Source organism: Achromobacter sp. NPDC008082, assembly GCF_042957345.1.
Lineage (GTDB): Bacteria > Pseudomonadota > Gammaproteobacteria > Burkholderiales > Burkholderiaceae_B > Achromobacter > Achromobacter kerstersii_A.
Genome location: NZ_JBIBIB010000006.1, coordinates 38,270 through 50,366, shown reverse-complemented (window position 1 = coordinate 50,366; position 12,097 = coordinate 38,270). Strand labels below are relative to the sequence as shown.

Annotated in this window: 10 protein-coding genes; 7 read left to right on the top strand and 3 right to left on the bottom strand. The window is 63.4% G+C overall.

Annotated features, from left to right (window positions below; genetic code table 11):
* Positions 1 to 113: 113 nt before the first annotated feature.
* Complete coding sequence (locus tag ACFZAI_RS23815) at positions 114 to 629, top strand: DUF1993 family protein (protein WP_391569243.1); 516 nt, start codon at positions 114 to 116, stop codon at positions 627 to 629.
* A gap of 48 nt (positions 630 to 677) precedes the next feature.
* On the opposite strand, the gene ACFZAI_RS23810 is transcribed toward ACFZAI_RS23815, so the two are convergent.
* Both ACFZAI_RS23810 and ACFZAI_RS23805 read right to left on the bottom strand, forming a co-directional pair.
* A complete protein-coding gene (locus ACFZAI_RS23810; protein WP_391569242.1) occupies positions 678 to 1,175 on the bottom strand; it encodes a VOC family protein in 498 nt (165 codons plus the stop codon).
* A gap of 133 nt (positions 1,176 to 1,308) precedes the next feature.
* Positions 1,309 to 1,665, bottom strand: a complete 357-nt coding sequence (locus tag ACFZAI_RS23805; RefSeq protein ID WP_391569241.1) for a DUF1428 domain-containing protein — start codon at positions 1,663 to 1,665, stop codon at positions 1,309 to 1,311.
* A gap of 171 nt (positions 1,666 to 1,836) precedes the next feature.
* Between ACFZAI_RS23805 and ACFZAI_RS23800 the strand changes: the two genes are divergently transcribed.
* The 5 genes from ACFZAI_RS23800 (at position 1,837) to ACFZAI_RS23780 (ending at position 6,997) form a co-directional block, all read left to right on the top strand.
* The gene (locus ACFZAI_RS23800) at positions 1,837 to 2,811 is read left to right on the top strand and encodes a GlxA family transcriptional regulator (protein ID WP_391569240.1); all 975 of its coding nucleotides are present in this window, start codon (positions 1,837 to 1,839) and stop codon (positions 2,809 to 2,811) included.
* A 158-nt stretch (positions 2,812 to 2,969) separates the two neighbouring features.
* Entirely contained in the window at positions 2,970 to 4,490 is a 1,521-nt protein-coding gene (locus ACFZAI_RS23795; RefSeq protein ID WP_391569239.1) for an FAD-binding protein, read from the top strand.
* 31 nt (positions 4,491 to 4,521) lie between these two features.
* Positions 4,522 to 5,739 carry a lactonase family protein gene (locus ACFZAI_RS23790; RefSeq protein ID WP_391569238.1) on the top strand — a complete coding sequence of 406 codons (1,218 nt, stop codon included), beginning with the start codon at positions 4,522 to 4,524 and terminating at the stop codon, positions 5,737 to 5,739.
* A 56-nt stretch (positions 5,740 to 5,795) separates the two neighbouring features.
* Complete coding sequence (locus ACFZAI_RS23785) at positions 5,796 to 6,371, top strand: M23 family metallopeptidase (RefSeq protein WP_391569237.1); 576 nt, start codon at positions 5,796 to 5,798, stop codon at positions 6,369 to 6,371.
* A gap of 23 nt (positions 6,372 to 6,394) precedes the next feature.
* Complete coding sequence (locus ACFZAI_RS23780) at positions 6,395 to 6,997, top strand: hypothetical protein (RefSeq protein ID WP_391569236.1); 603 nt, start codon at positions 6,395 to 6,397, stop codon at positions 6,995 to 6,997.
* Between the two features lie 179 nt (positions 6,998 to 7,176).
* Here ACFZAI_RS23780 and ACFZAI_RS23775 read toward each other — a convergent pair whose 3' ends face one another.
* On the bottom strand, positions 7,177 to 7,521 hold the full coding sequence (locus ACFZAI_RS23775; RefSeq protein ID WP_391569235.1) for a hypothetical protein: 345 nt from the start codon (positions 7,519 to 7,521) through the stop codon (positions 7,177 to 7,179).
* Here ACFZAI_RS23775 and ACFZAI_RS23770 point away from each other — a divergent pair.
* Positions 7,520 to 12,055 (top strand): autotransporter domain-containing protein, encoded by a 4,536-nt coding sequence (locus ACFZAI_RS23770; protein WP_391569234.1) that lies wholly within the window; start codon positions 7,520 to 7,522, stop codon positions 12,053 to 12,055. The genes ACFZAI_RS23775 and ACFZAI_RS23770 overlap by 2 nt on opposite strands.
* Positions 12,056 to 12,097 lie beyond the last annotated feature (42 nt).

Below are 12,097 nucleotides of genomic sequence, written 5' to 3'. Positions count from 1 at the left end.
CGGGATTCGGCATGGCGCGGCAGTAAGATCTGCGCATCCCTGATCCCTATAGCGCCCGCGTGGGCGCCGTTCAGGCCGGCCCCAAGCGCGGGCCAATTTTGGAATCCATTGCCATGACTCTTTCTGTCTATCAGGCGTCTGTGCCTGTCTTCATCCGCGGCATGTCCGTGCTGGCTTCGTTGCTGGAAAAAGCAGAGGCGCACGCCGCCGCCGCCGGGCTCGATCCGTCCGAACTCGTCAACGCGCGGCTTGCGCCTGATATGTATCCCTTGTCCGGCCAGATCCAGCGCGCCAGCGACGCCGCAAAATTTGCCGTTCAGCGTTTGTCGCAAGGCCAGGCGCCCAAGTTTCCGGACGAGGAAACCACGTTTGCGCAGTTGCAGCAGCGCATCGCCGACACCATCGCCTACCTGAAAACGGTGACGCCCGAGCAGGTGGAAGGCGCGGAATCCCGCAAAATCGTCGTGAACTTCGGCGACTTCAAACCCGAGTTCCAGGGCGATACGTATCTGCTGACCTTCGCACTGCCCAACTTCTATTTCCACGTGACAACCGCGTATGCGATCTTGCGCAACGCGGGCGTAAAGATCGGCAAGCTCGACTTCCTGGGGCCGTACACGCCTCAGTAAGCGGCTATCTACGGCCGGGACGGCGTCGTGCCGGCCGTGGGGCGGCGCTTATTTTTTAGCCGCGTCGCCGCAACCGCTCATCTCGCCCATCTTCGCCATGTTCTGCTGGATTTCTTCGGGCGAATAATCGAACTTGTGCGTGGCGATCGACCAGCGGTGGCCGCAGGGGTCAATCACCTGGCCATAGCGGTCGCCCCAGAACATGTCGGCCACGGGCATCGCCACGGTGGCGCCCGCATCCGTCGCCTGCTTCATGGCGGCGTCCACGTCTTTGACGTACAGGTGCAGCGTCACGGGCGAACCCTTCAGCGCCTTCGGCCCCAGGCTGCCCCATTCGGGAAAGTCATCCATCAGCATCACCACGGAATCGCCGATGCGAATGGCCGCGTGCATGATCTTGCCATTGGGGCCGGGCAGGCGCGCCAGCTCTTCGGCGTTGAACGCCTTCTTGTAGAACGCGATGGCGTCCGCCGCGCCTTCGCACACGATGTGCGCGGTGACGGTGTGCATGCCTTGGGGAATGGGTTGCGTTGCAGGGGTAGCCATGGTGTGTCTCCAGAATTGTTGAATGACTGGTGGGGGACGGACCGGGCCGGCCACAATGCAATGCGGGGGCGGGTCCTCCTGCTACTACGACGAACGGGCAGTGCCGAAATCGACACGCTGCCCGTTTTATTTTTTACTTGGCGACCAAAGTGCTGAACCCGCCCCAGTGCATCCGCTTGAAATCGAACACGCCCTCGCAGGCCATGTCGTTCAAGCGGGGGTCGGCCATCACCTTCTCGTTGATGCGGTCGCGTTCAGCCTTGTTCTCGTAAAGAATCCAGGCGAACACCACCGTTTCGCCGTCCTGCGCGCCCGCCGCCTTCGAAAACGACGCAAACCCTTCCTTATCGATGTCGTCGGCCACGCATTCGCGGTAATCCAGCGCGCCATGTTCCAGCCACACCGCCTTGGCCTTGTTGGCCATCTCGGTATACGTCGGCAGGTTCGCTTTTGGCACGGCAAGCAGGTAACCATCTATGTACTTTTCCATCTTCCACTCCTTTGATCCTTGTTGTTCTACGGGCGCCGGCCGCGCCCGCTGGTCATGGCCGGCGCCCGCCCGGCCTGACAGCCGGTAGATGCCACTTTATCGGGATTGGCGGCCGTTTCAGATAGGGATTTGCGACATTCTTGCGGGTGGATTGCGACACCTCTCAGGCGTATGCTTATCGGCATGAAAAACGTCGCCTTTCTTCTGCCGACGGGTGCGAATATCGCCTCGCTGGAAACTGCGCGCCACGGTTTCCTGGTGGCCAACGAATACCTTGCCGCGCATGGCCGCCCGCCCCAGTTCACGGTGCGCACGCTGGCGCTTACGCGCGAAGTCAGCCTGGATGACGGGCGCATCCGGGTGCAGGCCGATATGGTGTTGGCCGATGCGCCAGACGTGGATATCTGCATTGCGCCGCCCTTGCTGGGCGCGGTGTCCGACGCCGTGTTGTCCAACCGCGAACTGATCGAATGGCTGGCCCGCCATCACCGCAACGGCGGCGAAGTGGCCAGCCTGTGCATGGGCGCCGCGCTGCTGGCGGCGGGCGGCGTGCTGGACGGCCAACAGGCGGTGGTGCATTGGGTGGCGCAGAATCTGTACGCCAGCCTGTTCCCCAATGTGCAGTGGACGAGCGACCGCGTCGTCATGGCCGAGAACGGCGTCTACACCAGCGGCGGTGCGTTCTCCGCTGCGCATCTGGTCTTGCACCTGATCGAAAAATACACCGACCGCGACACCGCCATCTGGTGCGCCAAGTATTTCCAGCTGGACTGGAGCCGGCAAAGCCAATTGCCGTTCGCCGTGTTCATGGGCCAGAAGGCGCACGCTGACGAGGTCGTGCGCGCCGTGCAGACGTATATCGAAGGGCGCTATACAGAAAAAATCACGGTCGAAGATCTGGCGGATCGTCACGCGTTGGGCCGCCGCACATTGGAACGCCGCTTTCGCCAAGCCACCGGCAACAGCATCGTCGAATACGTGCAGCGTGTGCGCGTGGAAGCGGCGAAGAAGCGCCTGGAGAGTTCGCGCATCAGCGTGGCCGAAGTCATGTATGAAGTCGGCTACAACGACACCAAAGCGTTTCGAGATATCTTCAACAAGTACTGCGGCATGTCGCCGGTGGGATATCGCGAGCGGTATCAGTAGCGGCGGCAAGGGGCCGGGCGAGGCAGCGGAGGCCGGCGCATCGGCCGTCCATGCATATAACGATTGAAAAATCGGACTCCTCTTACAGATCTTCGGCGGGCTCCCGGCCTATCCTTGACGCGTCGTGGCCAAGCATGCGGCCCGGGAGGCGAGTCAAGATGAGCATCAGCGTGACGCAAGGCGATCCCCGCTACATCACCCTTAAAAAGGGCTTCAACCTGCGGTGGCCGGCGCAGCCCGCCGAGGCCGCCGCCCGCATCGAACTCTGTGAAACCCCCGACGACGCGGCCGCTGTGTTGTCCCGCATCGTCGCCGCGGGCATGCGCCCGACGGTGCGCAGCGGCGGCCATTGCTACGAAGACTTCGTCTCGAACAACCCGGGCGGCGCCATCCTGGACTTGAGCCTGCTAGACCGCGTGCCGCCATCGGCCGACGGCTTGCTCCGCATTGCGGCCGGCTCACAAAACTGGAATGGCGATCAAGACTTGTACAAGCGCTACGGCGTGTCGTTGCCCGGCGGTTCCTGCTATTCGGTGGGGGCGGGCGGCCACATCAGCGGCGGCGGCTACGGCTTGTTGTCACGCCTGCAAGGGTTGGCGTCCGATTGGTTAAGCGCCGTCGACATCCTGACCGTGGACGCCAGCGGCCAAGTCGTGCCGCGTACCGTCAACGCCACGCACGATGCAGACTTGTTTCGCGCCTGCCGGGGCGGGGGCGGCGGAAACTTTGGCGTCATCACCAGCTACGGTTTCGCCACGCTGCCGCAAGCGCCGCGCGAAGTGGCTATCGCCACCGTTGCGTTCGACTGGGCGGGCATGACGCCCGCCCGCTTTGCCCAGCTGCTGGATATCTACGGCAACTACTGGGACACGCGGGGCAGGGATGCCGACACCTGGGGCATGTTTGCATTGCTTAAACTCACGCACCAGTCAGCCGGGCAGATCGTGATGGTTGTGCAGTTCTGCAATCCGGATGGCACGTGCCGTAACTTGAGCGTGCTGCAAGACTTTCTTGACCGCTTTCGCCCATGTGCGCCCGTTGCCGCGCGCGCCGCCACGCCCGGCCTGCCGCGTCCGCGCCTGGGTGGCGACTTGCTCTGTAGCGAACCCCACACCGTCATCCGCTATGACTGGCTCGCGGCCACGCAAACGCTGAACGGCTCGGGGCCGAACCAGCGCGGCAAATACAAATCGGCCTATATGAAGGGCAACTTCACGGCGCACGAGTCCGCGCGCATTTACGCGCACCTGACGCGTGACATGCCCGGCGCCGATCTGCGGCAGTCGCTGTTGCAGGTGGATTCGTATGGCGGCGCCATCAACCGGCCTGAACGCTTAAGAGATACGGCCGTTCATCAGCGCGACTCCGTCATGAAGCTTCAGTACCAAACCTATTGGAACAACCTCGAACACGACGCCATGCACTTGCGCTGGATGGCGGATTTCTATCGCGATGTCTATACCGGCCCGGGGCAGGGCGCGGCCTACGCAGGCACGCCGTATCCCGGCAGCCGCTATCAGGGTTGCTACATCAACTACCCCGACCGCGACATGCTGGCCTATCCGTTCTGGCCGCAGCTGTATTACGGCGACGGCGGGTTGTACCCCTTCCTGCAACAGGTCAAGCGCCGCTACGATCCCAACAATATCTTCCACCACGCAATGTCGGTGCGCCCATGATGGCGCGCGGCTTGCCTTGCCGGAATGTGTCATGAACTCTCTTTCGAGTGCGCCGCGCAGATCCTTCATCCAGTTCGCCGGCGGCATATCGGCCGCGGGGGCGATAGGCCCGTGGCTGTCTGCGGTGGGCGCGCCAGCGGTCGCGCCCGACGCCGTCCGCTTCGCCTACGTAGGCACGTACACGCACGACGCGCCGGGCGGCACCGCAGGCGGTCCGCCGTCAATCGGCATACACGTTTTCGCACTGCGCGGTGACGAATGGCGTCTGGTTCAAGTGGCGCCAAGCGTCAACCCATCGTTTCTTGCGGTGCACCCGTCACGGCGCTTTCTTTACGCCATCAATGAAATCGATCACTGGGAAGGCCTGCCCCGAGGCACTGCGGAAGCCTATGCCATCAACGCCAACGACGGCACCTTGCACTTGCTGAACCGGCAGCCGCTATCATTGGCCAGCACCGCGCCCGCACACTTGGCGGTATCGCCCGACGGCCGCCATCTGGTCACCGCGCAATACTTGGGCGGCACCTACAACGTGTTCCCGATCCAACGCGACGGGTCATTGGGCACGGTCTCGGGCATTGTCAAAGAGGCCGGCTCCGGCCCGCGTCCCGAACAGGAATCCGCGCATCCGCACATGGTGCTGTTCGACCCCACCGGCCAACGCGTGCTGGCCACTGACCTAGGCAGCGACCGCCTCAATCTGTTCACCCTGAAAGACGGCCGCCTGACGCTTGCCAGCCGCACGCCATTGCCGGCCGGCAGCGGCCCCCGGCACCTCGCGCTGCATCCTGGCGGCTGGCTGCTGTATGTCGTCAACGAGCTGAACGCCACCATCGCCTGCTTGGGATACGACGCCCGTGCAGGCCGCATCCTGGAACCGCGCCACACCGTGCCGGCCACCCCCGCAGGCTTTACCGGCACGGCCAATGCGGCGGCGTTGCTGATCCACCCGTCGGGCCGCTACCTGTACGCGTCCACGCGCCGCGTTCAGAACGACCACCCGCAGGCCGACAGCATCGCCGTCTTTGGCATCGGCGCAGATGGCGCGCTGACGCCGCTGCAAACCTGGACCGAAGGGCTACGCTTCCCGCGCGCGCTAAGCCTGTCGCCAGACGGCGGCAGCGTGTATGCGCTAAACCAAAAAGGCGATTCGATCCTGCGCTTGCGCGTAGACGCTGCGACCGGACGCTTGGGCAACCCGGATGTGGTCGCCCAGGTGTCGACGCCGGTTTGTTTGGTGTTCGTGTGATGACGGCGTAGAAGTCCGGTGGGGAACCCCGCGGACCGCCTCGCGTCGAACCTTTCATGAATGCACATCCCCTATGGCGTTTTCTGCGGCGTGTCGTCGTCCTGGCTTTCGTTGCCGCGCTGGCAGTTTGGGCGTGGCCGCGGTTGCCGGATGCGGCACGTGCGCCTTGGCATATGGCGCGGCTGGCATGGCAGGAAGCGCCTGCCGCTTTGCCGGTTCCGGTGCAGGGCGTCACGCCTGCGCGCCTGGCCGACACGTGGGGCGCAGCGCGCGCGGGCGGGCGGCGGCATGAAGGCATCGACATCTTCGCAGCCCGCGGGACGCCCGTGCTGTCCACGACGGAAGGCGTCGTCATGCAGGTCGGCACCAACAATCTGGGCGGGCAGGTGGTGTGGGTGTTGGGGCCGGGCCGCCAGCGGCATTACTACGCACACCTGGACGGCTATGCGGACATTCAGCGCGGACAATTGGTCGCCGCAGGCGATGTGCTGGGGTACGTGGGCAATACCGGCAACGCCAAAGGCACGCCGCCACATTTGCACTATGGCATCTATGACGGCGGCGCAATCAACCCCTACAACTTACTGATGGCGGCCCCTTCAGTTTCTGGCAACGTCACCGAGCGGCGATAATCCCCGGCATTCGCATTCCGCATTTGCCCATCGCCGCCATGATTTCCATTCCCAAAGTCCGAGAACAATTTTCCCTGTTCGGCGAACTGCGCCCGCAACCCCGCAGCGCGTGGTCGGGCGATATTCCTTTGCCCGAACCCTTGGCGGAGTTCTACGAGCAGATCGGCCCGTGGGGCAAGACCTATCACGAGAACGTCGGCCCGGTAGGCATCACATTGTCAGAGACCGCCATCAGTTTTCCGCCGCTGCATCGTTTATGGAACCTGCAAGCGGGTTATCGATGGGATGCGTCAAACGGGCAGCGCGTTGCTGATTGGCGGGATGAATGGCTGGTCATCGCCGATATGAACGCCGACCCGTTCATTCTGGATACCCAGACCGGGCAGATATTGTTTGCGCGCCACGGCGCGGGTTCTTGGAACGCGGATGAGTTCGCGCCCGACCTGCTGACGTTCGTGGCGGCGGCAGCGGCGATCGGTGTGGTGTTTCACCACGCCGATGAAGACCTGCGCGACGATGATTGGGAACTGAAACCCGAGTATCGCAAGGCAGCAATACGTGAAGCCGCCATGGTGCTTGGGGATGAATCAGACGCGGAATTGTTTTTTGAGGCGCTGCAGGGGTAGGGCTTTTTCCGATTTTTAGCTTTCAGCGCTAAGCGATAGCGCTCCAGCCATCGCAGGCGATGCACCGGGCATCTGCCACCCCACGTCTGTGATTTCGGCCGCCATGTATCGTAATGATAATAAACGTGTCGTTTTGTAGGCTATTATCCCAGCGCTTGCGAAATTGGATTGACACGGTATCAGGCACTGCCTGAATGAACAACGATCTGGTTATAAAAAAATCCCGGTATGCAAACAATTAATAAGAACGTTTCGAATAATAGATTGACTGAGGGTGTTTCCAAACGATCGAGAGCGCCGGCGCTGACTCCGCGTCCGCTGGCAGCCGCAATCGCGAAAATTCTTGCGCCTTTCTGGGTGGCGGGCAGTGCGGCGTTGCTCAGCCCGATGATGGCGCAAGCGACGGTACTCAACGCCGGAGATGTTCGCATTATCCCCAGCCAGGCTCTGGATAATGACGACATTGTTTTGCGAGGGGGAATGCTGCTGGTGGAGCCCTTCGCGAGGGTGACGCTTGCGCCCATGCAACACCTGATCTTCGAAGCTGGCACCACCAGCACGGTGGCCGCGCAATCGACCAGCATGCTTGAAGTCGGCACGAACCTGAATGTGCAAGGCACCGCCCAATTTGGTTTGGCGAATCAACAGGGCATTGTGCGGCTGACGGGAACGAGTCCCGTGACGGTCGGCGCTAACGCCAGCGTGATCGTCGCAGGCGGTTGGCTTGAAAGCGTCTCTGGCAGCCAAGCGCTGAGCGACCTGACGCGGCAGGCGTCGGAGACACGGGTCTTGGCAAACGCCGCGCTCAACTTTGCCGCGGGCGGCGGACACATCAAGAACCTGCAGGGCGACGGGGTCGTGATGACCAACGTGGGCCTTGCACAGCCTCTAGTGATTGAGCAAGGCAGCTTTGCGGGTGAGATCACAGGGCGCGGCGAACTGCAAAAAATCTCGGCGGGTACGCTGACGCTGTCTGGCTCGCAGGGCTACTTGGGGCCCATCACCATCTCCGAGGGCACGTTGAAGTTCACCAATCAAGGGCCGGTCGGCAACCCCGGCGCTTCCCGTGTCGTGAACAACGGGTCATTGGTATTTGATCAGTTCAGCGGTGGCGTGTTGGGGGATGTCTCGGGCAGTGGAGACATTCATGTGACAGGGCAATCGCGGCTCTCGTTCAGCGGCGCAAACAGTTACAGCGGAACGACAACCATCGATGCCGGCTCGAATGTGGTCGCCTTTGACGGAATCGGATTTCAAGCCGGCAGCCGTCCGCTTGGCACGGGTGCCGTGATCAACAACGGTGAACTTACCCTCCAGTACACCGGACACGTGGTTGTTGATAATTTGATAAGCGGCTCGGGACTGCTCAATACGACCAACACCGGAACCGTAGTGCTTACAGCAGACAACACCTACTTGGGCGACACCGTCGTGGGCGGGGGCACGCTGGAAATCGGCAATGGCGGAACGTCGGGCCGAGCTGGCGGTGGGCGCATCATTACTGGGTCGGGTTCGACCTTGATTTTCAATCGTAGTGATGCGTTCGCGGTAGATAGTGTGATTTCCGTCTACGAGAGCACGCTGATCAAAACCGGCACCGGAAAAATGACCGTGCTGGGCGGGGTGGGAACGCTGAATGGAAGCGTCGACATTCGACAGGGCGGCCTGCATTTTGGTGACGGCGGAACTCGTGGGACGCTCGGCATTGAGCTGATCAATGTGGCAAAAGACGCGGAACTTGGCCTGAACCATTCCGATGATATTTCGTTCACTGGCACGCTGACCGGCAGCGGCACGTTGAAGCAGCTTGGCGCTGGAAAAGCGTGGTTCTACGCAGACGGTTCCGCGTTTACCGGCACGACTGTCATCAATGGCGGCGAGTTGATGATGTGGGGCGGCTCACTTGGCGGCACGGTCACTGTGAACCGTGGCGGCCGCATTCAAGGCAATGGCAATGTCGGCACGACGGAGGTTTTGGCGGGCGGCATGTTGGTCAGTTCCGGCTATACCAAGCTGCGCGTCAACGGCGATCTTTCGCTGAAAGAAGGGTCGACGGTGCGCTACTACCTGGGCGATCCCGGCCTGGATGGCGCCTCTGCCGGCACCACCGGCACGACGTCCGTCACCGGCAATCTCGAGCTGAGCGCCAAGTTGCAGGTCCGGCCGAATAATCAGCCCACCCTGGGTTACTACCGCCTGTTCACTTACGGCGGCGCGTTGAGCGGCTCGGGCTTGGTGCTGGAAGCGGTGCCAGCGGGTCACGCCTGGGATCAGGTGTCTGTTGACACCTCGCGCACCGGCTTTGTCGATCTGCGTGTTGCCGCCGCCAATGCCGCGCCCGACACCTTGTTGACCTGGAACGGCGGCTCTGGCACCTGGGGCGCTGGCAGCATGCAATGGCAGTCCGATAGCCAAGCCAACTGGTCTGGCGCGTGGGGGCAACAGCATGCCGTGTTCAACGGACCTGCTGGCACGGTCAGCATTGACGGCCCGCAATCGTTCAAGGGCTTGCAGTTTGTGTCCGACGGCTGGCAGCTCAATCAGCACGCCAACGGTGGCGCCTTGCAGACGTCCATCGACGGCAGCGAGCTGCGCGTGCTGGCCGGCACCTCGGCCACGATCGGCGCGCCGATTCAAGGCGCGGGCGCGGTCGACAAGACAGGTGACGGCACGCTCGTGTTGGAGGGCGTCAATAGCTACACCGGTGGCACACGCTTGTCCGGCGGCGTGCTCAGCGTGGCGCAGGATGCCAATTTGGGCGATGGCGCGGGCGGGCTCATCTTCAATGGCGGCACGCTGCGCGTGACGGGGCAGAGCTTCTCGCAGACGTCGCGCGGCGTGCAATGGGGTGCGCAGGGCGGGGCGTTTGATATTGCTTCGGCAGCCAATCGCTTTACCGTCAACCAAGCGCTGTCCGGCACGGGCGACCTCGTCAAGCTGGGCGCAGGCACGCTGGTGCTGACCGGCGTCAATGCGTATGGCAACACGCGCGTCGAGGCGGGCACGCTCGTAGGCAATACCGATTCGATTCGCGGCAATGTGCTCAACCAGGCGAGTCTGGTGTTCGACCAGGCGCAGAACGGAACGTTTGCCGGCGACATCACGGGCGCGGGTGCATCAACCAAGACGGGCGCGGGCACGCTGACCTTGACCGGACGCAGCGCGCAAGATTGGCGCGTCGCGGGCGGCACGCTGGCCGCATCGGCTGGCGCGCTGTCGGGCAATGTGGACGTGAGCGCGCCGGGTGCCTTGCAGTTGGATGCCGCTCAGACGTCTTCCTACTCTGGCGTGTTGACGGGGGCGGGAGCGTTGTCCAAGACCGGCGCAGCCATGCTGGCCTTGACGGGCGACAGTTCCGCGTTCACCGGCGCCACCACGGTCAACCAAGGCGTGCTGTCTGTCGGCATCAATGGCCAAGGCAAGTTGGGCGGCACGATCACCGTGGCGCGTGACGCAACCTTGCAAGGCACCGGTACCGTGGGCTCGACGGTCATCCGTTCGGGCGCCACGATTGCGCCGGGCAACTCCATCGGCACCTTGCACGTCGCAGGCGACCTGACGCTGGAAGCGGGCTCCGTGTACCGCGTTGAAGCCGACCCGACGTCGAATAACAGCGACCGCATCGTGGTCAGCGGCGCCGCCAATCTGGCGGGGTCGGTGCTGCATGTCGGCCCTGATGGCAACCTGGCCGGCGAGCGAACCTACACCATCCTGAGCGCCAACCGCGTGAACGGCACGTTCGAATCGGCCTCTTCGTCGTTCGCGTATCTGGAGGCCAATCTGGGCTACGACACCCAGGACGTCACGTTGCGGCTGGACCGCAAGCAGGTGCCGGTCGACCCGTCGACGCCCCTGACGCCCGAGGCGCCGGAAACGCCAAGCAAGCCGACGACGCCGGAAACGCGTCCGATGCGCTTTGCCGATGCGGCGGCGACACCGAACCAGCGCGCCACCGCAAACGCGTTGGATAGCCTGTCGGGCGCGAACCCGCTTTACCAGTACGTGCTGACGCTGCCGGAAGGTGCGCCTGCTGGCGTGTTCAACAGCCTGTCTGGCGAAACCCACGCCAGCGTGGCGTCCAGCCTGAATAACCTTAACGGCTTGTCGCGGAACCTGCCCTTCAAGAGCCTGCGCACGAATTTGGACGCAGGTTTGGAAGCGGGTGCGGCCACGGCGCAGGCAGGGGGTGTTACGCCTGCGTCTGCGTTGCCGGGATCGAAGGCGCAGCCGGCGTGGGCAGAGTTGGTCGGCAACTGGCAAACGCTCAATGGCAACGACAACGCATCGCGCGTGGATCAGCGCACCGGCGGCGTGTTCGTCGGCGCCGATCACGCCGTGGGCGGCGGTTGGCGCCTGGGTGGGGCGCTGGGCTATACCGACAGCCGCATCCGCGTGGACGCCAATTCTTCGAAAGCGGATGTCGATAGCTACAGCGCCACGGTCTATGGCGGCAAGGCGTTCTCGGCGGGTCCGGGCAAGATCAATTGGCTGGTGGGCGCGGGTTATACGTGGCACAACGTTTCCACCACGCGCAATGTCGCCGTGGCGGGCCAAGCTGAGAAGCTGACGGCGGACTACGGCGCCAGCACGGGCCAGATCTTCACCGAACTGGGCTATGCACTGCCGGTGGCCGAACGCGCGCAACTGGAACCCTTTGCGGGCGTTGCGTGGTCGGACACGCGTACGCGCGGCTTCCAGGAGTCGGGCGGCTTGGCGGCGTTAAGCGGTCAAAGCAGCCGCAATTCGCTGACCACCACCACGTTGGGCCTGCGCGGCAAGACAGCCTTCACCGCTGGCAAGACGGAAGGCGTGTTGCGCGCCGCGGCCGGTTGGCGCCATGCATTTGGCGACGTCACCGCGCGCTCGACCCTGGCGTTTGATGGCAGCCAGCCGTTCACGGTGGCGGGTGCGCCCTTGGCACGCAACGCCGCGTTTGCCGAACTGGGCGTGGACGTAGCCGTATCGCGTTCCGCCACGATCGGCATTACGTACAGCGGCCAGTACGGCGGCGGCAATCGCGAGAACGCCGGAACCGTCGGCGTGACGTGGCGGTATTGATCACGCGCGGCTAGCGTGTGGCCCCCTGCGGAAGGTGCAATG